General features: G+C 65.9%; 23 protein-coding genes. 13 read left to right on the forward strand and 10 right to left on the reverse strand.

The window, feature by feature from the left end:
• Positions 1–45: 45 nt before the first annotated feature.
• On the forward strand, positions 46–594 hold the full coding sequence (locus AC1RCS_RS23955; RefSeq protein WP_492246382.1) for a PaaI family thioesterase: 549 nt from the start codon (positions 46–48) through the stop codon (positions 592–594).
• Positions 595–690: 96 nt separating this feature from the next.
• Positions 691–1,395, forward strand: a complete 705-nt coding sequence (locus AC1RCS_RS23960; RefSeq protein WP_492246381.1) for a Crp/Fnr family transcriptional regulator — start codon at positions 691–693, stop codon at positions 1,393–1,395.
• A gap of 76 nt (positions 1,396–1,471) precedes the next feature.
• On the opposite strand, the gene AC1RCS_RS23965 is transcribed toward AC1RCS_RS23960, so the two are convergent.
• Together AC1RCS_RS23965 and AC1RCS_RS23970 are read right to left on the reverse strand one after the other, a co-directional pair.
• Positions 1,472–1,756: a DUF4148 domain-containing protein gene (locus tag AC1RCS_RS23965; RefSeq protein ID WP_492246380.1), complete on the reverse strand. Its 285-nt coding sequence runs from the start codon at positions 1,754–1,756 to the stop codon at positions 1,472–1,474.
• A 463-nt stretch (positions 1,757–2,219) separates the two neighbouring features.
• A complete protein-coding gene (locus AC1RCS_RS23970) occupies positions 2,220–2,795 on the reverse strand; it encodes a TetR/AcrR family transcriptional regulator (protein ID WP_492246379.1) in 576 nt (191 codons plus the stop codon).
• 158 nt (positions 2,796–2,953) lie between these two features.
• Between AC1RCS_RS23970 and AC1RCS_RS23975 the strand changes: the two genes are divergently transcribed.
• Both AC1RCS_RS23975 and AC1RCS_RS23980 read left to right on the forward strand, forming a co-directional pair.
• On the forward strand, positions 2,954–3,847 hold the full coding sequence (locus tag AC1RCS_RS23975; RefSeq protein ID WP_492246378.1) for an NAD(P)/FAD-dependent oxidoreductase: 894 nt from the start codon (positions 2,954–2,956) through the stop codon (positions 3,845–3,847).
• Positions 3,848–3,996: 149 nt separating this feature from the next.
• A complete protein-coding gene (locus tag AC1RCS_RS23980; RefSeq protein ID WP_492246377.1) occupies positions 3,997–4,461 on the forward strand; it encodes a methyltransferase family protein in 465 nt (154 codons plus the stop codon).
• 261 nt (positions 4,462–4,722) lie between these two features.
• On the opposite strand, the gene AC1RCS_RS23985 is transcribed toward AC1RCS_RS23980, so the two are convergent.
• The 4 genes from AC1RCS_RS23985 to AC1RCS_RS24000 form a co-directional block, all read right to left on the reverse strand.
• The gene (locus AC1RCS_RS23985) at positions 4,723–4,905 is read right to left on the reverse strand and encodes a hypothetical protein (RefSeq protein ID WP_492246376.1); all 183 of its coding nucleotides are present in this window, start codon (positions 4,903–4,905) and stop codon (positions 4,723–4,725) included.
• Between the two features lie 315 nt (positions 4,906–5,220).
• A complete protein-coding gene (locus AC1RCS_RS23990; RefSeq protein WP_492246375.1) occupies positions 5,221–6,051 on the reverse strand; it encodes a hypothetical protein in 831 nt (276 codons plus the stop codon).
• A gap of 636 nt (positions 6,052–6,687) precedes the next feature.
• Entirely contained in the window at positions 6,688–8,721 is a 2,034-nt protein-coding gene (gene fusA, locus AC1RCS_RS23995) for an elongation factor G (protein ID WP_492246374.1), read from the reverse strand.
• 963 nt (positions 8,722–9,684) lie between these two features.
• A complete protein-coding gene (locus tag AC1RCS_RS24000; RefSeq protein ID WP_492246373.1) occupies positions 9,685–10,356 on the reverse strand; it encodes a helix-turn-helix transcriptional regulator in 672 nt (223 codons plus the stop codon).
• Positions 10,357–10,425: 69 nt separating this feature from the next.
• Between AC1RCS_RS24000 and AC1RCS_RS24005 the strand changes: the two genes are divergently transcribed.
• The 4 genes from AC1RCS_RS24005 (at position 10,426) to cutA (ending at position 14,520) form a co-directional block, all read left to right on the forward strand.
• Positions 10,426–11,877, forward strand: coding sequence for an MFS transporter (locus AC1RCS_RS24005; protein WP_492246372.1), 1,452 nt, complete (start codon positions 10,426–10,428; stop codon positions 11,875–11,877).
• The gene (locus AC1RCS_RS24010; RefSeq protein WP_492246371.1) at positions 11,877–12,362 is read left to right on the forward strand and encodes a DUF2165 family protein; all 486 of its coding nucleotides are present in this window, start codon (positions 11,877–11,879) and stop codon (positions 12,360–12,362) included. Before AC1RCS_RS24005 ends, AC1RCS_RS24010 begins: the two co-directional genes overlap by 1 nt.
• A gap of 240 nt (positions 12,363–12,602) precedes the next feature.
• Positions 12,603–13,985, forward strand: coding sequence for a hypothetical protein (locus AC1RCS_RS24015; RefSeq protein ID WP_492246370.1), 1,383 nt, complete (start codon positions 12,603–12,605; stop codon positions 13,983–13,985).
• Between the two features lie 187 nt (positions 13,986–14,172).
• Positions 14,173–14,520, forward strand: a complete 348-nt coding sequence (cutA, locus tag AC1RCS_RS24020; RefSeq protein ID WP_218295928.1) for a divalent-cation tolerance protein CutA — start codon at positions 14,173–14,175, stop codon at positions 14,518–14,520.
• A 78-nt stretch (positions 14,521–14,598) separates the two neighbouring features.
• On the opposite strand, the gene AC1RCS_RS24025 is transcribed toward cutA, so the two are convergent.
• From AC1RCS_RS24025 to ftsY, 3 genes are all read right to left on the reverse strand, one after another.
• Positions 14,599–15,657, reverse strand: a complete 1,059-nt coding sequence (locus tag AC1RCS_RS24025) for an SPM autocatalytic domain-containing protein (protein ID WP_492246369.1) — start codon at positions 15,655–15,657, stop codon at positions 14,599–14,601.
• Between the two features lie 117 nt (positions 15,658–15,774).
• Positions 15,775–18,444, reverse strand: coding sequence for an EAL domain-containing protein (locus tag AC1RCS_RS24030; RefSeq protein WP_492246368.1), 2,670 nt, complete (start codon positions 18,442–18,444; stop codon positions 15,775–15,777).
• Between the two features lie 108 nt (positions 18,445–18,552).
• Positions 18,553–19,884 (reverse strand): signal recognition particle-docking protein FtsY, encoded by a 1,332-nt coding sequence (gene ftsY / locus AC1RCS_RS24035; RefSeq protein ID WP_492246367.1) that lies wholly within the window; start codon positions 19,882–19,884, stop codon positions 18,553–18,555.
• Between the two features lie 27 nt (positions 19,885–19,911).
• Between ftsY and AC1RCS_RS24040 the strand changes: the two genes are divergently transcribed.
• From AC1RCS_RS24040 to coaD, 4 genes are all read left to right on the forward strand, one after another.
• Positions 19,912–21,357, forward strand: a complete 1,446-nt coding sequence (locus AC1RCS_RS24040) for a M16 family metallopeptidase (RefSeq protein ID WP_369643186.1) — start codon at positions 19,912–19,914, stop codon at positions 21,355–21,357.
• Positions 21,358–21,379: 22 nt separating this feature from the next.
• Entirely contained in the window at positions 21,380–22,726 is a 1,347-nt protein-coding gene (locus AC1RCS_RS24045; RefSeq protein ID WP_218295923.1) for a M16 family metallopeptidase, read from the forward strand.
• Positions 22,723–23,418, forward strand: a complete 696-nt coding sequence (gene rsmD / locus AC1RCS_RS24050) for a 16S rRNA (guanine(966)-N(2))-methyltransferase RsmD (protein WP_492246366.1) — start codon at positions 22,723–22,725, stop codon at positions 23,416–23,418. The genes AC1RCS_RS24045 and rsmD overlap by 4 nt, the downstream gene beginning before the upstream one ends.
• 216 nt (positions 23,419–23,634) lie before the next feature.
• Positions 23,635–24,135, forward strand: coding sequence for a pantetheine-phosphate adenylyltransferase (gene coaD, locus AC1RCS_RS24055; protein WP_218295921.1), 501 nt, complete (start codon positions 23,635–23,637; stop codon positions 24,133–24,135).
• Between the two features lie 90 nt (positions 24,136–24,225).
• Here the strand turns inward: coaD and AC1RCS_RS24060 are convergent, their stop codons facing one another.
• On the reverse strand, positions 24,226–25,176 hold the full coding sequence (locus AC1RCS_RS24060) for a LysR family transcriptional regulator (protein WP_218339560.1): 951 nt from the start codon (positions 25,174–25,176) through the stop codon (positions 24,226–24,228).
• Between the two features lie 110 nt (positions 25,177–25,286).
• Between AC1RCS_RS24060 and lysA the strand changes: the two genes are divergently transcribed.
• On the forward strand, positions 25,287–26,549 hold the full coding sequence (lysA, locus tag AC1RCS_RS24065; protein WP_492246365.1) for a diaminopimelate decarboxylase: 1,263 nt from the start codon (positions 25,287–25,289) through the stop codon (positions 26,547–26,549).
• The last annotated feature ends 284 nt before the right edge of the window (positions 26,550–26,833 follow it).

Consider the following 26,833-nt stretch of genomic DNA (forward strand, 5'->3'; position numbering starts at 1 on the left):
CCTGCGGCAAGTGCACTGCCTTTTGACTCCACTGGAGAGCATGTGATGGAAGAAAACAACCCCACAGACTGGGCCACGCAGCAGTCAGACGCCTTACACCGCATGCGCGATGGCGGTGGCTTGCCGGGCTTGGCCCGCGCAGAGCAGATCGCAGGAAAGAGCGGCCGCCAGATCCTCGAAGCCATGGTGTCTGGCGAGCTGCCCTACCCGCCCATGAACGACACCATGAACCTCGCATTGCTGGAGGTGGGCGATGGCCGTGCCGTTTTCCAGGGCATCCCGCTGCTGGCCCACTACAACCCGCTGGGCGGCGTGCACGGGGGCTGGTTTGCGTCGCTCCTGGACTCTGCACTGGGCTGTGCGATTCAGTCTGCGCTGCCTGCGGGGCGGTCCTACACCACGGCCGAACTCAGCATCAAGATCGTGCGGTCTGCGTCCCACAAAACCGGCCCGCTGCGGGCCACGGGCAGACTGATTCATGGCGGTGATCGGCTCGCGACTGCCGAGGCCCGCGTTGAGGATGAGCATGGCAAGCTGTATGCCCACGCCACCACGACATGCCTGGTCTTCGACTTGCCGAAGCGCGATGCTTAGCGCAGTTTGCATTCGGTCGCTTCGCCCGCGGTCACGTTCGTGCCCGAATCGCTCCACGCGCGAAGCCAGAGTTTGCGCGGCAGCCAAGAGACCGCCATGCTATTCGTGAAGGACAGTCCGTCGGAGGTGGCAGTACGCAGGCTCAAGGTGTGCCGCCTCTTCGCCGGAATGGATGAATCGAAGCTCTCCGAGGTAGCTCGCCAGTGCAGTTGGCAACAACTACACGCAGGGCACATTGCGACAGGCAGATCCCAAGACACCTTCTTTATCGTCTGCCAAGGCAAGATGCGCGTGTCAGCCTTGTCTCCGAATGGGCGCGAGCTACTCATTGCGGATTTTGACCAAGGCGGGCATTTCGGGGTCATCGGCGTGCTGGGGGCGAGTGCCGCCTCCTTGCAGGCGCATGCCCTGGAGCCATCGTTACTGGCCTGCCTGCAACGCGCCGATTTCATGCGGCTGGTTCAGGAGAATGTCCCTCTGGCTGGACGGGTGCGCGAATCGCTCCAGATCGCGGCAGAACAATTGATGAGCCGCTTGGTCGAGCTGGGCGTTCTGAACATTGCAGGACGACTCTACAGTTGCTTGCTGGAAATGGCGCGACAAGCCGGCATTGCGGACAACCGTGCCGTCATCACGCCAGCGCCACTTCACTCAGAGTTGGCGACACGGATCGCTGCTTCACGCGAAGAAGTCAGTCGGGAACTAGCACGGTTGCGCAAGCTGGGGATCATCACTTCTACACGCCAAAGAATCGTGCTGAACGATGTAGCGGCACTGGAGCTGCGACTTCAGGACCTTTGAATCGAACTGACGGTGTACAGGCTCACCCGAGCGACGATTTTGAGAGGCGGTCCAAAGCCCGCCTCTCGTGGCCCCGTCAAAGTTCGCCGGACGAAATCTGGCCCTTGCGCAGAGCCTCAGCGGCGGCAGCGCTGACTGTCGTGCGATCAGCCTTTGATTGATATGCCAAAGCCTGCGAGCCCGCAGGATGCACACTGCGCGTCTTGACCGCAGTAGCGGCTTCGGCAGCCACTTCCGCGCGCGTGCGTTGGGTCTCGAATTTCAGTGCGTGCTGAGAAGCGTCTGCTTCGTCAGCCTGAGCACCGAAGGAAAAAAATACCGCAATGGCAGAGATAGAAAGAATGCGAAAAGTCGTGTTCATGATGGTTCCTCATTGAATGTGCGCTTCGAAAGCATCCCGCTTCCCACAAGCAGGTCCATCGCGTCACGCGCATGGCCTGTCTTGGTGCGTTGTCTACTTCCTGGCGCTGAGAAAATTCTCAATCTTTGAACTGATGGGGTCTGTGTGTTTTCTCACGTAGATCGCAATATCGCCTGGGCCATGAGTAGCGCTCACCCGATCATTTTCGGTCGCCTAGAACACTCAGCAGGTATCACTCGGGATAGCGCTCCTAATGAGCGATCGCTCTTTTGCGAGTCAATGAAGTCGCACGATCAGCATCCGCCATAGCGAATTTCATACTGATGGCAAGCTGTCTCAGGTTGGGACTTGGCAGCGGCGACAGATCAATCGATTGTTCGCCAATACCCCAGGTGCATCCGCTGCGAGTGCGGCTTCGAAAATTTAGAGCTTGTTGTTTTGCGCGCTCCTAAGAGGCGGCTGACTACGATCTGTAAGCCGCCATGAAGACCCGTACGGCCTCGCGCAGAAGAGCCTTGTTTTCCCGGGTATCCGGCATCTCGAGCTTCAGCAGTCCGCGAATGTGCCCGGAGCCCATGAACATCGACAGGAACAGGTCTGCCGCCTGAACTGGGTTTCGCACCTTCAGCGTGCCCGCCGAGTGGGCGCGGCGCAGGTATGCAGCCAGTTCACCGTTCACACGCTCCGGGCCTTCCTCGTACAACGCGCGGCAGACTTCCGGCTGAGCACCCGCCACGCCGTAGACAGTGCGCAACGCGCCCAGGGCATCCCCACGCACCAGCGCGAGAAACCGGGTGCCGATCACCAGCAGCGCCTTCTCCGGCTGGTCCGGGTCCAGTGACCCGGCGCCCGGGAACCCAGCCACCACCGTCGCCGACCTGTCGCGCACGACCGCCTGGAACAACCCTTCCTTAGAGCCGAAGTTGTTGTACACGGTCATCTTGGACACCCCGGCATCCGCTGCGATGGCATCGACGCTGGCACGCTCAAGGCCATGCTCATTGAAGTGTTTTTGCGCCGCCTCCAGGATGCGCCGCACGCGCTCAGGATCGCGTGGTCGGCCACGTTGGGACTTGGGCGAGGGCGATGGGGAGGGTGGCATGGTTTATATAGTGGACTTGACGGTCCATTATATAAATCCTACATTACTGTACTTGTAAGTCCAATAATCAATCAGCCTACATGGAGCCCATCACCATGGATGACGTCATCATCATCGGCGGCAGCTTTGCTGGCCTCGCCGCCGCCCTGCAACTCGGCCGTGCCCGCCGCAAAGTCACTGTTCTCGATACTGGTCGGCCGCGCAATCGCTTCGGCCACCACTCACATGGCGTGCTTGGCCACGATCACAAGCCACCGCTGGACATCCTGGCTGAGGCGCGGCAGCAGCTGGCGCGTTATCCCGCGATCAGGTTGGTCAATGCCCGGGCCGAGAGCGTGTCTGGCGCCATCGACGATTTCTGCGTCGTCACTGACGACAACGAAAGCCTCAGGGCACGTCGCCTGATCCTGAGCTATGGCGTTGCCGACCAGATGCCCAATGTTCCAGGCTTCGCCGAAAGCTGGGGCAGGTCCATCGTGCCTTGCCCCTATTGCGACGGCTTTGAAGTCGCCGACCAGCATTGGGGCGTCCTCTGGTCGGGCCCACAGTCGCACCAGTCCGTCAGGCTGTTCCGCGATTGGACTGACAAGCTGACGGTCTTTGCCGATGGCCATGACATTGCGCAAGATGTCCTGGCCGATCTGGCGCGCCGCAACATCCCAGTTGCCGATGGCCGAATCGTCGAGATCGCCCACCAGCAGGGCCACATCGCCACCGTCAATCTCGATACCGGCCGCAACGTCGCGGTCGATATCCTGTTTGCCCAGCCGCGCAACAAGCCATCCGCAAGCCTGCATACATCACTGGGCCTCGCCACGGTCGATACGCCCACCGGCATCGTCCTCAAGGTTGATGAGCGCCGCCAAACCAGCGTGCCCGGCATCTACGCAGCTGGCGACCTCGCGACGCCCTTCTTGCCCTCGGTCACCCAGTCAACATGGCAGGGCGCGATGGCGGGCATCTTTGCCCAGCAGTCAATGGTGATTTGAGTACGCCGACTACCCTTCTTTGGGTTGTTGTGGGCTATTGCGAGAAACACGGTCGTGGCGACGAAGCGAGCCGCAACACTTGCCGCCGATCCGGTGAGTGTGTGGCTGTGCATGCCGGGCACGACCTCGTCATGGAGTGATACGGTGATATGAGATTGCTTGAACTGAAGGTTCCGCCCCCGGTCGTTGCGCTTGTCCTGGCGCTTCTCATGTGGATGACGACACCATCCGCTGGAGGCCTCTTGCAGTTGCCCCATCCGGTCAGTGTGCTCTTTGCGGTGGTCTTGGTGTGCGTTGGCATGAGCATCAGCTTTGCCGGCGTCTTTGCGTTTCGGCGCGTCAAGACCACAGTGAGTCCGATCAAGGCAAGCTCGGCGTCTTCTTTGGTTGTCCAAGGCGTCTACCGGTACACGCGCAATCCCATGTACGTTGGGTTCTTGCTAACCCTTTTGGCGTGGGCAGTGTTTTTGGAAAATCCGCTTGCTGCCCTATGGGCTCTGGTGTTCGTGCTTTACATCACCCGATTCCAAATCATCCCGGAAGAGCGCGTGTTAGCTGCTCTATTTGGGGCGGAGTACGAGGCTTACAAAGGAAGAGTGCGCAGATGGATGTGAGGCTTGGTGGAGCTTCTGAAGAACTTGATCCTCTTGTCGTCCGTCATCAGCTGGCGGGCCTCTCGCATGCACTCCTGCATTGCGTCCGCCGCATTGATCTCAAAGTCCGTCCACGGACTGCAGCCCAGAAACCGAAATCCTCCGGGGTCCACACTCTCGCGCTCCATAAGTGGATACCCAACTGCGCGGTCAGGGTTGCGCAGATCGTAGAGGTTTTTTTGTCTACCCCGGGAATAGAACTCGTGATTGCTCCACATGGAATCACCGGCTGGCCCGCAAACGCCAGCGCAGCCAACGCAGTCTTTTGAGGCCCTCATGAATGTCGCCGGCGAGCACGACCACATCTGCGCCCGTGTGAATGCGGCGTCCGCCGGCGGCCACCAGCGGCACCGTATGGTGGTCGAGATGCAGATCAGGCAGAACAAGGAGACTGAGCCGAGACATCAAGGACTTCGGTCGATTGAGCACTGTTGCTCAGTTCGAAGCCGGACTGTCCAATGGGGGGCTGCCGCTAGAACGAGCAAGTGCATGCGCACCTGTAGAAGTGGGTGTTCGTTGGGATGGCCCGGCCGTGCGCGCAATCTAGGTGCCATGGTGCGAAGCTACCGGGAGTGCAAGGTTGTGTCGAAGGGGGGGAGCCGTGCGCAACGAATGCAGCCCCAAGTTTCCGGACAGAAGCTTGGGGCGCCAGAAGGTTTTGCCGACTGCGCTGGCCGGCGCGTCGAAGGCTCCTAGTCCGTACTAAACAGTCCGAGGTGCTTAAAAGAAATCAAACGCATAGTAGGCAACCACAGGTTCACTCGGTGACCCGGGCGTCCTTGCCACGGTCGAGTAAATGGGTTCTGCGCCTTGCAAGGGGAACGGAGACCCCTCCCCTGACAAGGGGAACCCAAACGACCCAGTTTGTTTGAGGACCGGCGTCGAGCCTGGGGTTGCCGTGTCCTCGAACAGTTCTGCGACAAGCGTTCCGTGCCCCGTAGACGTGTTGGCCGAAATTTGTGTACGGACCCAGTAGTGGTAGCCGTACCGCAGCTGAAAGGCCGACGACGTGATGTATCCGCCTGGCGCAGGGGTTGGAGAAAGGCACATGACACCGTTCTCACCGTTCGGCCCTGGTGTCGGAATGCTTCCCGCCACCGATTGCGCACAACGACCATGGGTTTGATACCAAACAAAGGCATCTTGGGTAGCTAAGTCGATGTTGGGCTGTGCATTGGTATGGCGGAACCAGAGCTCCATGGCCAAGCCAGTCTGACCGACAAAGGCGCCAATCCCGTGACTGAAAAAGTTCAGCCCTTGTACGTTCATTGCGGTGTTCTTTGCGCCGATTTGTGTGAAGGCCACGATGGCATGCTGCCCGGTCGCAATGGGTACCCCGTGGGGGCCTTGCCATGTCAGGCGGGCCTGCAACTTGATGGGGATCCCGGCCATGAAAGTACCATAGTTGTGGCTCTGGTTCAGACCGGTGAGATAGCGAACGTCAAAGTCACCCAATACCGGATCTCTGACGAGATTCCCGGGTGCTTCGCCTGCAGAAGCAAACGAGCACAGTGTGGCGATACAGGCACTAGCGATTAGTTTTCTGAGCATGGTTCCTCCCAAAAGGTGGTAACGCCTTTCGTTGGCCGCACAACGCACCCAACCAGGCCGAGGCAGTCTATGCAACGGACTTTGTTTGACGGTAACAAGAGGTTTCTTGGGAGCGGCACGCTCGCAGCAATGCGGGGGGTCTGCGACGTCCTGAAGCCCCGGCAGCTATCGCTGTAGTGGCGGCGCCGTGCGATGGTCTCAGATGGTTGATCCAAAGGCAGACTAGTCTCGGCGCAACACCCCAGCCCACGTTCACAAAGGGCGTGGTTTCGGTGGCAGCCTGCACATCCCGATGCAGACGCCTGTGATAGTTCACTTGGCGACCGAGGCTATGCTCCACGGTTGCTGGATAGTGGTTCACGAAGATGCTCTGTCCCAGCGCATCCTGCCAGGCAGGAAAGGCACCACAGTGTCAAGCAGTAGGCGCTGTCCATCCAGTGATTTCTCTGCCAGGTACAGGCACTCACCCTTCCTGGCGAGATCGTGGTTGCCAACGACCAGAACTTTGTGTCCCGGAATCCGCCTGACCCATCTACGCTCCCATCGCAGACAAAAAAAGGGGCGCAGACATCCGTCCACGCCCCTCCCGTCTTGCGCTGCCAGGCCATCGATTCCGGCCTATCGCGCTGATTCAATTCACGGCACCAACGCAGCCATCTCCCCCGCAGGCACCACCCCATAGTGGTCCAGCTGCATCGAGTACTGCGCGCGGCCCGAAGACAAGGCGCGCAGGCTGCCGATGTAGCCGAACATCTCTTTCAGCGGTACCTCGGCCTCGACCGTGGCGGCGTTGCCGCGCTGGCCCTGGCCGCGCACGATGCCGCGGCGGCGGTTCAGGTCGCCAATGCTGTCGCCCAGGTACTCGGCGGGCGTGATGACCTCGACGGCCATCACGGGTTCGAGCACCTGGGGCCCGGCCTTGGCAAAGGCTTCGCGGAAGGCGGCCATGGCCGCCAGCTCGAAGGCCAGCGTGGACGAGTCACGCTCGTGGAAGCTGCCGTCCACCAGCGTGGCCGCGAAGTCCACGGCAGGGAAGCCCGCCACCACGCCCGTGAGGGCGGCGCGGCGGATGCCGGCCTCCACCGCGGGGATGAACTCGCGCGGCACGGCGCCGCCGACGATGCGGCTTTCAAAGCGGATGCCTTCGCCCCTTGGCAGGGGTTCGAGCAGCAACCTCACCTCGGCGAACTGGCCGGGGCCGCCCGATTGCTTCTTGTGCACATGGTGTACCTCCACACTCTTCGAAATGGTTTCACGGTAGGCCACCTGGGGACGGCCGACCGACACGTTGACGCCGTGGCGTGCGCGCAGCTTCTCGATCGAGACCTCGAGCTGCAGCTCGCCCATGCCGGACAGAATGGTCTGGCCGGATTCGGCATCGTGCTGCAGGCGCAGGCTCGGGTCTTCGCGCAGCAGGGACTGCAGGGCCTTGGACAGGCCTGGCTGGTCCGCGCTCGCCTTGGGCTCGATGGCCACGTGGATCACCGGCTCGGGCACGCTGATCTGCTCCAGCACCACGGGGTGGGCCGGGTCGCTCAGCGTGTGCCCCGTCAGCGTGTCCTTGAGGCCCACGACGGCGGCGATGTCGCCCGCCACCAGCTCGTCGCGCTCGATGTGCTTGTCGGCATGCACTTCGTACAGGCGCGACACGCGCTCGGTCTTGCCCGTGCTGGTGTTGAGCACCACGTCGCCCCGGCCCAGACGGCCGCTGTACACGCGCACGAACACCTTGGCGCCGTGGTCGTCGGTGACGACCTTGAACGCCAGGGCCTTGAACGGGTCCGCAGCGGTCTCGCCGCCTTCGCGCACGATGTCGTCCGGCGAGGGCAAGTAGTCCACCACGGCGTCGAGCAAAGGCTCCACGCCGCGGTTCTTGAAGGCCGAGCCGGCCAGCGCGGGCACGAAGGTGCCTGCCAGCACGCCCTTGCGGAGGGCGGCATGCAGCACGTCCACAGCGACCTCTTCGCCGTTCACGTAGGCCTGCAGCGCGGCTTCGTCCTGCTCCACGGCGGCCTCTACCAGGCGGGCGCGTGCGCGCACGGCTTGCTCGAGCAGCTCGGCGGGCACGTCGGCTTCGCGGTAGGGCGCACTCGCGTCGTCCTTGTCCCAGATGCGGGCGCGCAGGCTCAGCAAGTCCACCACGCCGCGGAAGTCGCCTTCCGCACCGATGGGGATCTGCAGCGGCACCACGCGCACGCCCAGGCGCTCTTCCATCATGGCCACCACGCGGTGGAAGTCGGCGCCCACGCGGTCGAGCTTGTTGATGAAGGCGATGCGCGGCACGTGGTACTTGTCGGCCAGTCGCCAGTTGGTCTCGGTCTGCGGCTCCACACCGGCCACGCCGTCGAACACGACGACCGCGCCGTCGAGCACGCGCAGCGAGCGGTTCACCTCGATGTTGAAATCGATGTGGCCGGGCGTGTCGATCAGGTTGAGCTGCGTGCCCTTCCAGTGCACGGTGACGGCCGCGCTGTTGATGGTGATGCCGCGCTGTTGCTCCTGCGGATCGAAGTCCATGTGCGCCGTGCCGTCGTGCACTTCGCCGATACGATGGCTTTCGCCCGTGTAGAACAGGATGCGTTCGGTGGTCGTGGTCTTGCCCGCGTCGACGTGGGCGATGACACCGAGGTTGCGCAGATGGGCATTGCTGGTGTTGCGTGAATTTCTCATGGCGAATCTTTCAATCTCTTGCGGCTGCGCCCGGCTCTGCGAGCAGCTGCCGCCTGGTTGGCTATCTGCCAGCCCAGGCGAGATGGATTCGCCTTCAGGCTAGCGTTGAATGGGTGTTGTGCTGTCGCCGAAGCCCGGGCGCACGGAACTCAAGCTCCGGCGGCCGGGAATCGTGGCAATCAACTTGTCGTAGGTACGCATAGGTTGGGTGGTGAGAAAGTCTGAAAAAACAAAAAACCCCGGAGGTGGAGCCTGCCGGGGTTTTATGGACCGGAAGGCGCACAGCCCTCCGACACGCGATCGAGGGGCGCAACTAGGGGGCGAACGATGCCTTGATCACGTTGGTGAGAATTTTCATAAGAGCGAATTATCCTCCTCGCACAGAAAGCTTGCAAGCGACCTGGCTGCCTGCCTGCGCCTGCCGCCTCCGGCTCGGGCAAAGAACTGGCTGTTGCCTGGCCGCGCTGCGCAAGCGATGCGTTCGCATCGATAAGTACGAAATTCCCCAAAATCACTGCGGCGGGGGGTCTATGTGTCGAGACATCAAAGGCAAGAACAGGTAGCAAACCGTCTACGCTCTGCAGCAACCTCAAGCGTATCCAGTCCAGCCCCAGCTGTGCGCAAATGACAGTGTCTGCGCAAGCCGAGCTTGGTGGTGGTTGAGAACCGCTCGGTGGTCGGGGGCCTGGGTGAGGCTGTGACCAGCCCCCATTGCGGAAGGGCGTACAGCCCACGCGGTTCCACTGGTGAGCCTGCTGAACGTGTATCTCGACGCGGGTGCCTTACCCGCACGGCATGACCGCTATGGAATCCGGACCGACGCTTTGTCGGCTCGCGTGAAAGCTTGGCTGCATTCGGCAGATGCGGGTTTGTTGCTTCCAAGGCTTGCCATAAAAAACACATCTGCCTGCTTTCCTGCGTGGCGCATGACACTTGGCACGGGCCCGTAGTGCAACCCGATGGCTAGGATGACTGGCGATTGATGGCAACGATGCGGTACACGCAACGCGTCGCGCCCGCCAACAGATGTTGCTCACGACTGACTCGGGCATCCGCACCAGCGACTTCCTGGAATAGCTGCAGTTCCGAACGGCAAAAACCCTGGCAGGTGCGCGCGGCGATGCAGATCGGGCAGTGGTCCTCGATCAACAGCCAGCCGCTCCGGTCACGTTCGACACGCGCCATGTAGCCTTCTTCGGTACGAACGGTGGCGAGCTGTTCAAGCCGCTCCTTCAGGGTCCGGCCTTTGCAGACCTGCAGATACGTGGCCCGCGCCTCGGCTTCGCGCTGCGCGATCAGACGGTCCATCCCTTCTTCGCCAAACAACGCGCGCACCGACCCGATCATCTGTACGGCCAACTGCGCATGCGTGTCCGGGAACCGGCCGTTGCCGGCCTCGGTCAGCACCCAGTTCTGGCGCGGGCGCCCCACGCCAGGCAGCGCTTCCTGCCGCCCCTCGATCCATCCAGACGCCACCAGTTTCTGGACTTGCTGCCGGGCCGCTTCCGGCGTCAGGTCCATCGCCGTCGCAAGCATGGCAGTGGATGCGGCGCCCTTGGACTTGATGAAAAAAAGGATGCGATCCGCCGTCGGCAGATCTGCCTTATTTTCAAAGTTTTTACTTGTATAAAGCATGGCACCCACTTAATATGCAAGGAATGACTTGGATTTTAAGCCATCCCGTTTTCCCCTCTCCGTGAATCCATGAGCTCTCCTGTGTCCCCTTCCCTTTCTCCTTCTGTTTCAACGGCCACCTGGAGCGACTTGTTCACCGGCACGAATGGCTGGCTCGCCCTGGCCCTCACCGGTGGCGTGGCGCTGCATGCGGTCAACGTGCACATCGTGACCACTGTATTGCCGTCGGTGGTCCGGGACATCGGAGGGCTGGACTGGTACGCCTGGAGCACCACGCTCTTTGTGGTGGCCTCCATCCTGGGGGCCGTGCTGTCGGTTCGGCTGCTCGGTGTAGCGGGGCCCCGCGACGCCTGCATGGCGGCGTTGGCGGTGTTCGCGCTCGGCTCGGCCATCTGCGCCGGTGCGCCGTCCATGCCGTGGATGCTGGCCGGGCGCAGCGTGCAGGGCCTGGGAGGCGGCACACTGGCCGCGTTGAGCTATGCGCTGATACGGATCGTTTTCGCGCCTGCGCTGTGGCCGCGCGCGGTGGCCCTGGTGTCCGGCATGTGGGGCGTGGCCACCCTGTGCGGGCCGGCCGTGGGCGGCCTGTTCGCGCAGGCAGGACATTGGCGATGGGCGTTCTGGACCCTGTTACCCGTGGCGCTGCTACAGGCGCTGCTGGCCGCCCTGAAGCTGCGTCCTGCACGCACCCAGGCCGCGGCCGTCCCTGCGCAGGCGGGCATCCCTTTGGCCCAGGTCGTGTTGCTGATGGCATCGGTGATGGTAGTCGCCGTGGGCGGCCTCTCGTCGGCACTGATGGTGCAGGGGGCGGGTGTCGCAGCGGGGCTGGCGTTGGGCGCCGCGGCGATTGCATGGGATCGCCGGGCATCCATGCGCTTGCTGCCTTCGGGCGCCACGCGGCTGCGCTCACCTTTGGGAGCGGTCTATGCGAGCATCGCCTTGCTGCTTATCGGCACCACCACCGAGATCTTCGTGCCCTACTTTCTGCAGGTGCTGCAGGGCCTGACGCCACTGGCCGCGGGCTACCTCACCGCCGCCATGGCAGCCGGCTGGAGTGTGAGCTCGCTGGTGTCTTCGGGATGTACCGGAGCCCGCGCCGAGCGCCTGCTGCGCGCGGGACCGATGCTGTGCGCGGCTGCCCTGCTGGCCCTGGCGGTGCTGGTGCCTGCCGGCGCCGGTCTGCCGGCGAGCGCAGGAATGGCGCTTTGCGGTGTGGCGTTGGCAGGCGTCGGCGCCGGCGTGGGCATGGGCTGGCCGCACCTGGTCACCCGCCTGCTGACACTCGCTCCGCCCGGTGAAACCGACACGGCGTCGGCCGCCATCACGACGGTGCAGCTCTATGGCATGGCGATCGGGGCGGCCATGGCAGGGCTTGTGGCCAATGCAGCGGGGCTCACCCGCCCAGGAGGCGCGGCGGGCGCACAGTCTGCCGCGCTGTGGCTGTTCGCCACCTTCGCGCTGCCGCCCGCAGTGGCCATACTGCTGGCGCGCCGGATCACCCGTCGGCAAGGAATTTCGTGATGGGGGCCGGTATGTCACAGGAGCTGTTCCTGGCGGTCCATGCCTTGGGCCTGGCGATCTGGCTGTCCATCAGCGTCATCAACAACTGCCACGCGCTTGGCGGCTCTACAGCTGCCATCGGCGCAACGATGTCGATGGCGCCGCTGAAGCAGCAGCCCGCGATCGACACGCCACTCCTTTCACGGGCCATCGATTCGCCCGCCGTTCACCGACTCGCGCTGCTGTGGGTGCTGGCGCTGCAGACCGTGGCGGCAGCCGCGTGCTGGGCGGGCTGCTGGCAACTGCTCGCCGTGGGCGACCTGGTCACCGCCCGGCCCTGGCTGAACCTGGCCTTGAGCACCTTCGCTGCGTTCTTGTTGTCCATGCATCTCGGGGGGCTGTGGTTCGGCTATTGGATCCGGCAACAGAGCCTGCAACTGACCCACATCGCCCTGCTGGTCTGGGTGGCTGCTGCCTTTGTTGTCTTCAATATGGCGTGGGCATAGGCGGGGCAGTACCAAGTGCTCCGCCCATCGGTGCTAGAAGCCACTGATAAAGCTTGCAATTGCGCCCAGGCAAGCGATTTATCGGGATTCGCAGATACGATTTGTAGAAATTATTTGCCCAGGGTTACATGTGAAACGTGCAATTACACGCAGCGTACAGGGCGCTCAGTAGGATGAAAGGAGCCCATGGGATGCACGGGCTGTCTGAAATCCAGTTTCCTAATCGAAAGTGAGGATCCATTGAACGATCGTCGTGAATTTCTCAAATCCGCCAGCGCGGGCATAGCTGCCACGGCAGGAGCCAGCATGCTGCCGCGTTGGGCCAGTGCTCAGTTCGCCCCCAATGTTTCCCTGTCCTTCAGCGGGCCTATCAATATCTACGACTACAACGCGGAGCCGCACTACAAGATCTTTGTGGGCAGTGGAAAGCCTTACGGCAGTTGGGCGGACGGTCCATTGAATCCCTATCGCCGCAGCTCGGCGGATGTCATGCGCGCAGTTGTTCCGCACAGCGAGAACAGGACGATGTACATGGTGCCGGGTTCAATGGCCTCGCCCAGCCTGTCGCCAGTCAACCCCATGACCATGAATTCGGTGCGCAATCCGCAGATTGCCAGCATGGACATGCGGCATTGGCTTTTCTCGGTGTTCAACGTGAATGAGGGCCAGGCCTTCGCCATTGCCCATTCAGAAAACTACACCGAGCTCGAGGCCGATGCTGGAACCTATTGGCCTCTTCAAGCAAGCAGTACGTTCCAGTGGTTCAACAGTCTTTCACTGTTCAAGACGGAGCCCCGAACCGGCAACCACGATCAGTTCACGTATGCGTTCAATCCCATTCCATTCATGGGTACGACCACGCATAGCGATCAGCACATGATCGTGCACCCGGCACCGCCAAACTATGGCAGGCCGGGCAAGGTTGCGCACTATGGATTCCTGCATCCTTCGAATTTCATCGAGGACAGCGGCTACGTGTATGTGTTCGCGCAGCACATCCCCGCTACGCAGAATCCTACGATGACGGACCCGTATGGCGCACCGAGCTCCCCTGCGGGGAAAGCGGGCCCCGTGCTGCTTCGCTGCGCCACCTCATTGATGGGCCAGACAGGCAATCCGAACAACCGGAATGGCCATTTCTGGGAGATATTCAACAGCGCAGGTGTCTGGCAATTCATCACGCGATGGGAATGGGCGGATGCCAGCGTACCTGAGGCACCCATCAAGCCCTATGTCTTCTATCGCAGCAATCTGCCGGGGCAGTGGATGGCCAATATGGCCATGGCGCAGGCAGTCCGGAAGGTGGGGAGCAAGTTTGTGGTGCTCGGCGTGGCGTATCCCGGCGCATTGCATTTTTCTTATTGCACTACGCTCGCCAACCCACTCGATTTGGAAAATCACCTGCAGCCGTTTGGGCAAGGGCATCCGTTTGGCGAGGTATTCAACCTGCAGTCCGGAGCGTATATGTCGGTCTTTGATCCGACAGATGCAGACTTGAACTACCGCAATATCGGGCAAAACAACAATCAGGTGGTGCTGGCAGTGCGAGATACGCAGTCGCAGGTACCCAATGACAACTATGGGCGGTACATGCGCTACACCCTTTCGTTCTCGGGATTCTGATTCCAGCCGATCTCAGCCCACGGCGCGGGATCTTCCTTTGGCGGCGCGCTGGCGATGGCCAACTCACCCCGCGCCAGCCGCCGCCATTTCCATGAGCGCCGCCCGCACGGACGCATGGGATTTTCCACCGGCTGGCGCTTCCCAGGGCGCTATGGCAGACTGCAGCGCCCAACTTCGGGAGACGCGCATGACCGAGCCGACCGCCCTTTGCGACATTCTCGTTGTCACCACCACGGTGGCCACCGAAGCGGAAGCCCGGCGGCTGGCGCAGCTGGTCTTGCAGGCGCGGCTGGCGGCCTGTGTGCAGGTGGAGCCGATCACGGCCTACTTCCGCTGGCAGGGCGCCTCGCAGGAGGACCGTGAGCTCCGACTGGTCTGCAAGACCGTGGCGCGCGCGCTGCACCCGCTGTTGGCGCTTTTGCGGGCGCAACATCCTTATGCGCTGCCGCAACTGGTGGTCCAGGCACTGCAGGGGTCCGCAGAATATGCCGGCTGGGTGGATGCGCAGGTGGCCCATGCCACGGTGCTGGCCTGACTGCGGGGCATCCGCGGTTTTTTTCAGCCTCCCGGGCGGCAGGGGCGGGTTCCTGCCTGGCCCCTGTGGCTGGGCTGGCTACACGCTCAGGTCGATCTGCTGCACCGTGCCCGCGCTGCCGTCGTCTCGCAGGTAGACGCTGGTGGAGCGCACGGCGCCCAGGCTGCCGTTGTCGGCGCTGCGCAGGGCAAAGGGCGTTGCCTGGGCGCTGAGCTGCACCGCGCGCACGCCCAGCTCCTGCAGGGTTTGCAGGCGGCCCGTGCCATCCGCATCCGGGGTCCACACGCGCAGTTGCTGGAAGACGGGGTCGGCCTCGTCGATCCAGCCGTTGCCGTCGCTGTCATGCCGGGCCAGCTCCGAAAAGCCGTTCCCCGTGCCCGGGCCGAAGAGTTCCAGGCCGTTGTCGATGCGTGCGTTCTGGTTGTTGTCCAGCGCCAGGTAGCCCCGGTTCCCGGCCAGCAGGGGCACCTGTTCGGTCTGCCCGTCGCCGTCCAGGTCGAAGGCGAAGCGCAGGTCCTGTAGCTGCGCGGCGGTGCCGTCGAAGTTGATGACCAGGGGGTCCACCGCCACGGCATCGCCCAGCCGCAGGCTGACGGAGGATTCCTCGCGGTAGCTGCGCTGCATGTCCAGCTGCAGCGTGAACTGGATCTCCCGGCCATCGGCGGTGCGCACGGTGCCCGCCGCCGCGAACTGGGTGCGTTCGGTTTCCTCCAGCACCTCGCGCTGTTCGTAGATCACGCCAAAGCCCGCGCGCTGGCGGGGGGCCTCCGTGGTGCCGCCCCCGGCTGGGGGCGCAGCGGGCACGGGCTCGGCGGGCGCCTCGGCGGCCTTGGGCCCGGCATACACGCGAACCAGCACGCCGGTCATGCGTTCGATGAGGTCGCGGATCATCGCGAGCTGGGGTGTCAGGCCTTCGTCGGGGTCGCGCGTGGGGCGCGGCTCGACGGAGGCCGAGGCCGCGTGGGCGGCCTGGGCCAGGCGGGCCGCGCTGGAGATCTGGGGCGGCGGGGCCTGGCGGGCGGCGGGCGTGCCCGGAGGGCGCTCGCCCACCCACATTTCCAGGCGGCTTGTCTGGCTGTGCATGCGCGTGGCGGCATGCCGGGCCTGCATCTGCAGGGTGGACGACTCGATTTTCATGGGGCACCTCCATGGTTTCCACGGAGGCGCGGCGCGGGGCCGACTGTCGTGGCCTTTGGTTATCGGCATTTGCGTGCGGCAACTTGAATGCCATCGCGGCGCCGGTCTGGCGCGAGGTCAGCCGGGGGCCTTTGCGGGGCCCAGTGCCTCCAGCGCCGCCCGTTCAAAGTCTTCCAGTGCCAGCGGCCTGCCAAACAGGTAGCCCTGAAACGCCTTGCAGCCGTGCGCGAGCAGGAACTGGTGGTGTGCCGCCGTTTCCACCCCCTCGGCGATCACGTCCAGGCCCAGGCTGCCCGCCAGGGCGATGATCGAGCGGGCGATGGCCGCGTCGCTCGGGTCCAGCAGCACGCCGCGCACGAAGCCCTGGTCGATCTTGATCTGGTCCAGCGGCAGGCGCTTGAGGTAGCTCAAGGACGAGTAGCCCGTGCCAAAGTCGTCGAGCGAAAAGCCCAGCCCATGGGCCTTGAGCGCGCGCATCGTCGCGATCACGTTGTCCACGTTGTCGAGCAGCAGGCTTTCGGTCAGCTCCAGCTTGATCCGTGCCGGATCGGCCCCCGTCCGCTGCAGCAGCGCAAGCACCTGGGCCACGAAATCGTCCTGCAGGAACTGGCGCGCGCTCACGTTGATGGCGACGTTCAGGTGGGCAAACGGCGGGTGCTGGCGCCACCGGGCCTGCTGGCGCAGGGCGGTTTCCATCACCCAGTGGCCCAGGGGCAGGATCAGGCCGGATTCTTCCGCCAGGGGGATGAACTCGGACGGCGGGACCATGCCCTGCACCGGGTGCCGCCAGCGCACCAGTGCCTCTGCGCCGGTCACCCGCCCCTGGTCGTCCACCTGGGGCTGGTACAGCAGCAGGAACTGCGACTGCCGCAGTCCGGTGTGCAGCTCCGCCTCCAGCAGCGCACGGCGGTTGACGGCCTGTTGCATGTCGGGGTCGAAAAAGCGCAGGGTGTTGCGGCCCGCGTCCTTGGCGCGGTACATGGCCATGTCCGCCTGCTTGAGGACTTCGTCCACGGAGTCGCGGTGGTCGCGCAGGAGCGTGACGCCGATGCTGGCCGTGAAATGGTGTTCGTGCCCCGCCAGCTGGTAGGGCTGGCGCAGCTGGGCCAGGATGAGTTCTCCCAGCGTGCGCGCCTGCGCCGCGGCTTCCGGCGGGTCGCTGCTGAGGTTCTGCAGCACCACCACGAATTCGTCGCCTCCCAGGCGGGCCACGGTGTCCTGTTCCCGCACGCAGCCGGGCAGGCGCAGGGCGACTTCCTTGAGGAGCAGGTCCCCCACTTCATGCCCCCGGGTGTCGTTGAGCGTCTTGAAGTTGTCCAGGTCCACGAACAGCACGGCGGTGGTCAGGCCCGAGCGCGCGCCGTTGGCCAGCACCTGCTGCAGCCGGTCCACCAGCAGGCGCCGGTTCGGCAGCTGCGTGAGCGCGTCGTAGAACGCCAGGTAGCGGGCCTCGTCCTCCGCGGCCTTGCGCCCCGAGATGTCGATGTCGATGCAGAACATCTCGGGCGGATGCCCGGGCACCTGGATGTAGGCGTGGCTGGAGAACACGTCCACGGGCGAGCCGTCCTTGCGCCGCAGCTGCAGCTCGCCCGCCGGGATGACCTCGCCCGTGGCGAACATGTGGCGCATGTGCCCGCGCACGGTGTCGGCCATGGCCGGCGGGATGATGAGGTCCAGCAGGTTGCTGCCCAGTGCTTCCTCGGCGGTGTAGCCGTAGAGCTGCTCGGAAGCCCGGTTCCAGTAGCTGGTGGTGCCGTCCTCCAGATAGCCCTGCACGGAGATGGACGGAATGTTGCGCAGCAGCGAGCGAAAGCGCAGCTCCGATTCGCGCAGCGCGCCCTCGGCGAGCTTGCGCTTGGTGATGTCGCGCGCCAGGAAGACCACGGCCGCCTGGCCGCCCACCTGAACGCCCAGGGGCTGGGCGCGCCCTTCGAAATGCCGTGGGCCCGAGAGCGTCTGCATCTCGTACTCCATGCTGTGCGTCTGGCCCGACTGCAGGGTATTGCGGATCAGCTCCAGGAAGCTGTCGGCCTGTGGCGCGGGCAGCACGTCATGCAGCCGCTTGCCAATCAGCTGAGGCGGGCTGGCCGCCAGGGGTGCGTCGTCGGGCGAGAGCACCTCCACATACCGCCCACGGGCGTCCAGCACGAGCAGCACGTCGGGGATCGCCTGGGCGATGGCGCGCAGGCGCGCCGCCGTGCCATGCAGCGCGCGCTCGGTGGCCAGGCGTTCTTCCACATCGCGCAGCAGCAGGCCCAGCACCACCGTGGCGGGCGTGAAGGTCAGCAGGAAAGGCACGGCCAGGGTCTGGTTGATGCGCTGGACGGCCTCAGCGGGAAGCAGCTGGAACAGGGCGACGACTGCGGTGTGCAGCAGCAACCCGAACAGGGCCAGCGGAACGGGCTCCACCCCCAGGCGCCCGCGCGCGCGGCCTTCGCGGTAGACCAGGCCCAGCGTGGTGCACAGCGCAATCACCAGCAGGCCCACCTCGGCGCCGGCGCCCCCCAGCCAGAGGCGGCCCGTGGCGGCCATGGCGGCGGCGATGCAGGCCACCAGCGGGCCCCCGAACAGGCCCGCCATGCTGAGCACGACCGAGCGCGCATCGAAGATCACGCCCGGCATCAGCACCACGGGGGTGAGCATGCCCACCACGCAGATGGAGCCAAAGAGGATGCCGGAGAAAACCTGCCCGGTGCGCGGGTGCCGGCGCCAGACGCGGATGTTGAACCCATGCAGGAAGCACAGCGCCAGCAGCAAGGCAACACCTTTGACCAGCTCAATGAACATGGGCGTCCGCGCCTTTCCTGGGGAAAGCCCATCATGGGGGAATTGCTGCCGTTCGTAAACGTGAAAATGGCCCCGAGGGGGCCATGGATCGCGGTTGCGGGCGGGTTTTCAGGTCAGCAGCGCCTGCGCGAATTCGCGCGCGTTGAAGGTCTCCAGGTCTTCGAGCTTCTCGCCCACGCCGATGAAATACACCGGAATGGGGCGTTCCTGCGCGATGGCCGCCAGCACGCCGCCCTTGGCCGTGCCATCGAGCTTGGTCACGATGAGGCCCGTGAGCTGCAGCGCATCGTCGAACGCACGCACCTGGGCCAGGGCGTTCTGGCCGGTGTTGCCGTCGATCACCAGCAGCACCTCGTGCGGCGCCGTGGCATCGGCCTTGGTGACCACGCGGCGGATCTTTTTCAGCTCTTCCATCAGGTGCAGCTGCGTGGGCAGGCGCCCGGCGGTGTCCACCAGCACCACGTCCTTGCCGCGCGCCTTGCCGGCCGTGACCGCGTCAAAGCTCACGGCGGCCGGGTCGCCGCCTTCCTGGCTCACGATCTCGACCGTGTTGCGGTCGGCCCAGACGCCCAGTTGCTCGCGCGCGGCGGCGCGGAAGGTATCGGCGGCCGCCAGAAGCACGGCCGCACCTTCGCCGGCCAGGTGTTTGGTGAGCTTGCCGATGGAGGTGGTCTTGCCCGCGCCGTTGACGCCCGCCACCATGATCACGGTGGGGGTGTGCTCGCCAATGACCAGCGCTTTTTCGAGCGGGCGCAGCAGGTCGGCGAGGGAGTCGGCCAGCAGGCCCTTGACGGCGGCGGGGTCGGTGGTCTTGCTGTCCTTCACCCGGCGCTTGAGGTCGGCCAGCAGGTGCATGGTGGCCTTCACGCCGGTATCGGCCATGAGCAGGGCCTCTTCCAGCTCTTCATACAGCGCATCGTCGATCTGCGTGCCGGTGAACACCGTGGTGATGCTGCTGCCCGTCTTGCGCAGCCCGGCCTTGAGGCGGTCGAGCCAGCCCTTGCGTTCCACGGGGGCGGCCGGCGCAGGTGCCGGTGCGGCGACGGGGGGGGCTGCCACTGCCACGGGCGCCGGCGGCAGGGCCTGCACCGGCGCTGCCACGGCCACGGGGGCCAGCGGCGGAACCGCGGCCGGTGCGGGCACGGGCGTGGGGGCCGCCTCGGGCGCCTTGGGGGCGAACGGGTTGCGCAGCCAGCCAAAAGCGGCCGGCGCCGCGGCGGGAGCTTCTGCGGGCGCTGTCGCGGGCGTGGTCACCTGCGCGGGGGCAGGCGAAGGCCCTGGCGGCGGCTGATGCACCGCCGGAACTGCCGTGGCCGGCAGGATGGAAGTGGGGGGGGCGGCAGGTGCTGGAGCGCCGGACGACATGGCCGGGGAGGGCGCATCGGACGGTGCGGGCGTCGATGGCGGAGCGGTGGGCTTTTTCTTGAAAAAACTGAACATTGGTGGGTTCTTAGAATCATCCATTCTATGAAACGTGCTTTCACCCTACTGGGCCTGCTGGCCTGCCTCTCGTCCGGGGCTGCCTTCGCGGCAACCACCCCGGTATCCCAACCCTCCGATGCGCCTTCTTCCACGCCGTCCACCACGGCCTCTGGCGCGCAGCAGTTCACCCTGAGGAACGGCATGCAGCTCATCGTGCAGCCCGACCGGCGCGCCCCCACGGCGGTGCACATGGTCTGGGTGCGCGTGGGCTCCATGGACGAAGTGGACGGCACCACGGGCGTGGCGCACGTGCTCGAGCACATGCTGTTCAAGGGCACCAAGACGTTGCCGCCGGGCGAGTTCTCGCGCCGCGTGGCCGCCCTGGGCGGGCGGGAGAACGCGTTCACCAGCCGCGACTACACGGGCTACTACCAGCAGATCCCGTCCAGCCGACTCGAAGACGTGATGAAGCTCGAATCCGACCGGTTCGCCCACAACCACTGGCCGGATGAAGAGTTCAAGAAGGAGCTGGAGGTGGTGAAGGAAGAGCGCCGCCTGCGCACCGAGGACCAGCCCCGCGCCATGCTGGCCGAGCAGCTGTTTGCCGCCACCTTCACCGCGTCGCCCTACCGTCGCCCCATCGTGGGCTGGATGAGCGACCTCGATGCCATGACGCCGAACGACGCGCGCGCCTTCTACCGCCAGTGGTACACGCCCACCAATGCCGTGGTGGTGGTGGCGGGCGACGTGGACCCCGTGCAGGTGCGGGCCCTGGCCGAAAAATACTACGGCGGCATCCCCGCCCATGCGCTGCCCGAGCGCAAGCCGCGCGCCGAGCCCGCGCAGCAGGGCCTGCGCCGCATCGCCGTCAAGGCGCCGGCCGAGCAGGCGTATGTGGCGCTGGCCTTTCGCACCCCCAGCCTTGACCGCGTGGAAAACCTCACCGACACCGACCGCGACGCCCTCGCGCTGATGGTGCTGTCGGCGGTGTTCAGCGGCTACGACGGCGCGCGGCTCGACCGTGCGCTCACCCAGGGCGAGAACCGCGTGGCCGACAGCGCCAACAGCAGCGCCATGGTCACGGGGCGCGGCCCCAGCCTGTTCATGCTCAGCGGCGTGCCCGCCGCGGGCAAGACGGCCCAGCAGGTCGAAGACGCCCTGCGCGCCGAGGTGGCCCGCGTGGCCCAGGGTGGCGTGAGCGAGGCCGAACTCGCGCGCGTCAAGACGCAGTGGATCGCCTCCACCGTGTACGAGCGCGACTCGGTGATGAACCAGGCGCAGGAGCTGGGCGGCAACTGGGTGCAGGGTTTTCCGCTCGACGCCAACGAGCGCCTGCTGGAGCTGCTGCGCACCGTGACGCCCGCCCAGGTGCAGGCCGTGGCCGCCAGGTATTTTGGCGACGACCAGCTCACCGTGGCCACCTTGCTGCCACAGCCCCTGGATGCCCCCCGCGCCCGCCCCACGCTGCCGCCCGGCGCCGTGATCCGTTGAACCCGCCCTGGGTCCCTTGCACATGATTACTATCAAAAATATAGCTGCTCGCGCTTTGTTGATAAGCGCTGGAGTGGTTTTTTATTCAAACTCTGCCTGGGCGTTGCTGCCCATCCAGCACTGGACGGAGCCCAGCGGCGCCAAGGTCTACCTGGTCGAAAGCCCCGTCATCCCCATGGTGGACGTGCAGATCGACTTTGACGCCGGCAGCCGCCGCGACCCGGCGGGGCAGGCGGGCCTGGCCAGTGCCATGGCCGCCATGGCCAGCAAGGGCGTGAAGGCCCTGGGCAACGAGCCCGCGCTGGACGAGAACGGCCTGGGCGAGGCCTGGGCCGACCTGGGCGCGAACTTCGAGGCCGGCGCCGAGAACGATGCGCTGCACTACTCGCTGCGATCGCTCACCGACCCGCCGCTGCTCGACAAGGCCGCCCGCCTGGCCGCGCGCCAGATCGGCGAGCCCAGCTGGCCCGCCGACGTGTGGCCGCGCGACCGCGCCCGCTGGATCGCCAGCCTGAAGGAGGCCAACACACGCCCCGCCACCGTGGCGGGGTATGCATTCGCCTCGGCGGTGTACGGCAGCCACCCGTATGGCGTGCGCACCACCGAAGACACGCTGATGCGCATCAACGTGGCAGACATGCAGGCGTTCCATGCCCAGCACATCGCTGCCTGCCGCGCCAAGGTGAGCATCGTGGGCGCCGTGTCGCGCGCGCAGGCCCAGGCGCTGGTCGCCACGCTGCTGTCGCGCCTGCCCGCCGCGTCGGGCTGCGCGCCGCTGCCGCCCGTGGGCGAGATCAGCGCGCTGGCCGCGCCGGTGGAGCAGAACGTCCCCTTCACCTCGGCCCAGGCCCATGTGCTCATCGGCCAGCCGGGCTTCCAGCGCCGCGACCCGGACTTCCTCGCGCTGCTGGTGGGCAACCACATCCTGGGCGGCGGCGGTTTTGTCTCGCGCCTGACCAGCGAGGTGCGTGAAAAGCGCGGCCTCAGCTACAGCGTCTACAGCTACTTCGCCGCCGGCATGCATGCGGGTGCCTTCACCGTGGGCCTGCAGACCCGCCCCGACCAGGCGGCCCAGGCCGTGAAGGTCTCGCGCGACGTGATCGCGCGCTTCGTGGCCGAAGGCCCCACCGAGGCCGAACTGCGTGCGGCCAAGGACAACCTCATCGGCGGCTTCGCGCTGCGCATCGACAGCAACAAGAAACTCCTGGGCAACGTGGCCAACATCGCCTGGAACGAACTGCCGCTGGACTACCTGGACCAGTGGTCCAGGAAGGTGGAGGCCCTGACCGTGGCCGACGTGCGCGCCGCCATGGCCAGGAAGCTGCAACCCGAGCGCATGGTGACCGTGGTGGTGGGGGGCAAGCCATGAGCCGCTCGACCCTGAAAACCACCGCCATCAACGCCGAGATCCGCAAGGCACAGGCCGCTGCGGCCACCCCCCCGGCGGCCGCCACCGGCAAAAAGGGCGCGCCCAAGGACAAGGCGGCCCCGGCCGCTGCGCCCAAGGGCGCGGGCGAAATCCGCATCATCGGCGGGCTGTGGAAGCGCACCCGCCTGCCCGTGGCCCAGCGCCCCGGCCTGCGCCCCACGCCTGACCGCGTGCGCGAGACCCTGTTCAACTGGCTCGGCCAGGACCTGGCGGGCTGGCGCTGCCTGGACGCCTTCGCGGGCACCGGCGCCCTGGGGCTGGAGGCCGCATCACGCGGTGCCAGCGCCGTGCAGCTGGTGGAAAGCGACGCCGCCCTGGTGGCCCAGCTGAACACCCTGCAGCAGCGCCTGCAGGCCACCGCCGTGCGCGTGCAGCGTGGCGACGGCATCGCCGCCCTCAAGCAGGCCGCGCCCGCCAGCATCGACCTGGTGCTGCTGGACCCGCCGTTCGACAGCGACCTGTTCGGCGCCGCCCTGCAGGCCGCCGCCAAGGCGGTGGCCGCCGATGGGTTTGTGTACCTCGAAGCACCCCGCGTTTGGGCCGATGAAGAGCTGGCCCCGTGGGGACTGGCTGTGCACCGCCATCTCAAGGCGGGTGCGGTGCACGCCCACCTGCTGCGGCGCAGCGCCTGAAGCCTCCCCCTGGCGCGCACCCCTCGCGCCAGGGGGGCGGCCCCGCCAGGCCTTTCAGTCCGGAGCCCAGGCCGCACACCCGCGCGCCGCCGGGCGCCGCCACGCCCGCCGGGGACAGGGGCGCGAACGTCCATGTTGCAGTGCACTGCATAATGCGCCCACGCGGCCCGCCAGGTGGGGCCAACGACCCTTCCGCCAGACAGGAGACAACCAGCCATGGCCCAGAACGTGCTCGCCGTATACCCCGGAACCTTCGACCCCATCACGCTGGGCCATGAAGACGTGGTACGCAGGGCCACCCAGTTGTTCGAACGCGTGATCGTGGCCGTGGCGGCGGGCCACCACAAGAAGACCCTGTTCACCCTGGAAGAGCGGATCGACATGGTCCGCGAGGCGGTCAAGGGCTACCCCCAGGTGCAGGTCGAGGCCTTCTCGGGCCTGCTGCGCGACTTCGTGGTGGAGCGCGGCGGCAAGGCCATGGTGCGCGGCCTGCGCGCCGTGACCGACTTCGACTACGAGTTCCAGCTCGCGGGCATGAACCGCAGCCTGATGCCGCAGGTGGAAACCGTGTTCCTCACCCCCAGCGACAAGTACCAGTTCATCAGCAGCACCTTCGTGCGCGAGATCGCCGTGCTGGGTGGCGAAGTGCACAAGTTCGTGTCGCCCTCGGTGCAGGAGCGGCTGGCCGAGAAGGTGCGCACCCTCACGCCACCGTGATCGCTCTGGGCCCATCAGGCCCTGGCGCTTGATGGACAAGCGCTGAGTGCTATTGATTGAATAGCACTATGTTCTGGCTGCGCCGCCCGTTCATGGCAGCGCCCGGAACTGGCGGGCCACATCCACCGCCTCGGCCTGGAGCGCCTCCAGCATGGGCGCCACCTCGGGCAGGGGCGGGCGGTACAGCGGCAGCACGCACGCCACGCTGAACGGGATCGAAAACGCCAGCCGCCGCACCACCAGCCGGCCGCCGGAGCCGGCCGCCGCCAGGGCGGTCAGCGGGTTGACGATGGCCAGTCCCAGGCCGTGTTCCACCATCGCGCACACGGCGGCGGCGCTGTGGGTTTCCATGCGCAGGGTGCGCGGCACGGCGGCTTGCGCAAAACGCGCGTCGATGAGGCGGCGGTAGGGGTCGTCGGCCGACAGGCTCACGAAGGGCTGGTCCGCAAAATCCTCCAGATGCAGCACGGGCCGGCGCGCCAGGAGGTGGTCCGCCGGCACCACGGCCACTTCATCCAGGGTCAGCAGCACCTCGGCGCGCGTGCCAGGCGGGGCGGCGGCCTGCTCGCACAGGCCCAGGTCAAAGCGCTGGGCGCTCATCCATTCCTCCAGCAGCGGGGACTCCTGCGGCGTGACCGACAGGCGTGCGTGCGGGTGTGCCTGCAACAGCCGCGCCGCCGCGCCCGGCAGCAGGGCGTGCGCCAGCGCGGGCAGGCACAGCACCGACAGCTGCACGGCATCGGGGCGGCCCAGCGCCACGGCGCGGTCCACCACGCGCTCCAGGCCCTGCCAGGAGCGCTGCACCTCGTCCCACAGCGCGAGCGCGCGCGCGTTGGCCCGCAGCCGCCCTTGCACGCGCTCGAACAGCGCATAGCCCAGCAGCGATTCCAGGCGCGCGAGTTCGCGGCTCACGGTGGGCTGCGAACTGTGCAGCAGGCTGGCCGCGCCGGTCGCGCTGCCCGCGGCCATCACGGCGCGGAACACTTCGATGTGCCTGTGGGTGATGCGGCGGGCCAGGGGGGAGATGGCGGCATCGGTCATGGGTAGAGCATATCCAGAATGAATGGATGCTGTAAATCAAGGCATTCGACCAAATGGCGGGAAGGGGGCATCATCCAGCCTTCACACCGCATCCTGCCTTGGGAATCCGCATGTCCAACCCTTTCTCCCCCGCCCAGCTCTGGGCCCTGGCCGACCAGTTCGGCACCCCGCTGTGGGTGTACGACGCGGCCACCATCCGCCAGCGCATCGCGCAGGTGTCCAATTTCGAGACCGTCCGCTTCGCGCAGAAGGCCTGTTCCAACATCCACATCCTGAAGCTCATGCGCGAGCAGGGCGTGAAGGTGGACGCCGTCTCGCGCGGCGAGATCCTGCGCGCGCTGGCGGCGGGCTATGTGGCCGGCGGAGAGCCGTCGGAGATCGTCTTCACCGCCGACCTGTTCGACGCCGCCACGCTCGACTGCGTGGTGGAGCACGGCGTGCCGGTCAACGCGGGCTCCATCGACATGCTGCACCAGCTGGGCGCGCGTTCGCCCGGCCATGGCGTGTGGCTGCGCATCAACCCCGGCTTCGGCCACGGCCACAGCAACAAGACCAACACGGGTGGCGAGCACAGCAAGCACGGCATCTGGCACACCGACCTGCCCGCGGCGCTGGCCGCCATCGCGCAGCACGGCCTCCAGCTCGTGGGCCTGCACATGCACATCGGCTCGGGCGTGGACTACAGCCACCTGGCGGAAGTCTGCGGCGCCATGGTGGGCCTGGTGCGCACCACCCACGCGGCCGGGCACGACCTGCATGCCATCTCGGCCGGCGGCGGCCTGTCCATTCCCTACCGCAGCGGGGACCCGGTGGTCGACACGCAGCACTACCACGGCCTGTGGGACGCCGCGCGCCAGCAGGCCGAGGCGGTGGTGGGCCACAAGCTGGGCCTGGAGATCGAACCGGGCCGCTACCTAGTGGCCGAATCCGGCGTGCTGCTGGGCGAGGTGCGGGCCGCCAAGAACGCGGGCAACAACCGCTTCGTGCTGGTCGATACGGGGTTCAATGAGTTGATGCGCCCCTCGATGTACGGCAGCTTCCACGCGATGGAGCTGCTGCGCCGCGATGGCACCACCGCCGCCGCCCAGCCCACCGTCGTGGCCGGGCCGCTGTGCGAATCGGGCGACGTGTTCACGCAGGGCGATGGCGGCGTGGTGCTGCCGCGCGACCTGCCGGCCGCGCAGGTCGGCGACCTGCTGGTGATCCACGACACGGGCGCGTATGGCGCCTCGATGTCCTCCAACTACAACACGCGCCCGCTGATCGCGGAGGTGCTGGTGGACGGCGGCCAGGCGCGCCTGATCCGCCGCCGCCAGACGGTGGACGAGCTGCTGGCGCTGGAGCTGGAGCTGGAGCTGGAGCTGGGACTGTAGCCAGCGCGAGGCCCCCAGGACAACCCTGGATGACTCGGCTCCACTGCCTATGCCGCACACTACGGACGCGCATGGGGGCGGCGGATAGTTGAGCGGCACTGCGAGACCGGCGTAGTGCGAAGGCGGGTGGGTTGGGTTCGTTCTGGACCGAGGTGCTGGAGTTTACGCACGAGCTGTAGCGCTTCCTGCTGAGCGCAGCGCGTGCGCCTAGGTGTGATGTCTCAATAGGTTGTTCATCCGTCTCGGATTTGGGAAGCTGTGGTTACCAGGCCAAGCCACTCAAG

The sequence above is a fragment of the Acidovorax sp. GW823-FHT01C06 genome (assembly GCF_058798375.1).

Coding starts and splice junctions, on each gene's coding strand:
- AC1RCS_RS23955 (WP_492246382.1), top strand. CDS start 46: ATGGAAGAAAACAACCCCACAGACTGGGCCACGCAGCAGTCAGACGCC.
- AC1RCS_RS23960 (WP_492246381.1), top strand. CDS start 691: ATGCTATTCGTGAAGGACAGTCCGTCGGAGGTGGCAGTACGCAGGCTC.
- AC1RCS_RS23965 (WP_492246380.1), bottom strand. CDS start 1,756: ATGAACACGACTTTTCGCATTCTTTCTATCTCTGCCATTGCGGTATTT.
- AC1RCS_RS23975 (WP_492246378.1), top strand. CDS start 2,954: ATGGATGACGTCATCATCATCGGCGGCAGCTTTGCTGGCCTCGCCGCC.
- AC1RCS_RS23980 (WP_492246377.1), top strand. CDS start 3,997: ATGAGATTGCTTGAACTGAAGGTTCCGCCCCCGGTCGTTGCGCTTGTC.
- AC1RCS_RS23985 (WP_492246376.1), bottom strand. CDS start 4,905: ATGTCTCGGCTCAGTCTCCTTGTTCTGCCTGATCTGCATCTCGACCAC.
- AC1RCS_RS23990 (WP_492246375.1), bottom strand. CDS start 6,051: ATGCTCAGAAAACTAATCGCTAGTGCCTGTATCGCCACACTGTGCTCG.
- fusA (WP_492246374.1), bottom strand. CDS start 8,721: ATGAGAAATTCACGCAACACCAGCAATGCCCATCTGCGCAACCTCGGT.
- AC1RCS_RS24000 (WP_492246373.1), bottom strand. CDS start 10,356: ATGCTTTATACAAGTAAAAACTTTGAAAATAAGGCAGATCTGCCGACG.
- AC1RCS_RS24005 (WP_492246372.1), top strand. CDS start 10,426: ATGAGCTCTCCTGTGTCCCCTTCCCTTTCTCCTTCTGTTTCAACGGCC.
- AC1RCS_RS24010 (WP_492246371.1), top strand. CDS start 11,877: ATGGGGGCCGGTATGTCACAGGAGCTGTTCCTGGCGGTCCATGCCTTG.
- cutA (WP_218295928.1), top strand. CDS start 14,173: ATGACCGAGCCGACCGCCCTTTGCGACATTCTCGTTGTCACCACCACG.
- AC1RCS_RS24025 (WP_492246369.1), bottom strand. CDS start 15,657: ATGAAAATCGAGTCGTCCACCCTGCAGATGCAGGCCCGGCATGCCGCC.
- AC1RCS_RS24030 (WP_492246368.1), bottom strand. CDS start 18,444: ATGTTCATTGAGCTGGTCAAAGGTGTTGCCTTGCTGCTGGCGCTGTGC.
- ftsY (WP_492246367.1), bottom strand. CDS start 19,884: ATGTTCAGTTTTTTCAAGAAAAAGCCCACCGCTCCGCCATCGACGCCC.
- AC1RCS_RS24040 (WP_369643186.1), top strand. CDS start 19,912: ATGAAACGTGCTTTCACCCTACTGGGCCTGCTGGCCTGCCTCTCGTCC.
- AC1RCS_RS24045 (WP_218295923.1), top strand. CDS start 21,380: ATGATTACTATCAAAAATATAGCTGCTCGCGCTTTGTTGATAAGCGCT.
- rsmD (WP_492246366.1), top strand. CDS start 22,723: ATGAGCCGCTCGACCCTGAAAACCACCGCCATCAACGCCGAGATCCGC.
- coaD (WP_218295921.1), top strand. CDS start 23,635: ATGGCCCAGAACGTGCTCGCCGTATACCCCGGAACCTTCGACCCCATC.
- AC1RCS_RS24060 (WP_218339560.1), bottom strand. CDS start 25,176: ATGACCGATGCCGCCATCTCCCCCCTGGCCCGCCGCATCACCCACAGG.
- lysA (WP_492246365.1), top strand. CDS start 25,287: ATGTCCAACCCTTTCTCCCCCGCCCAGCTCTGGGCCCTGGCCGACCAG.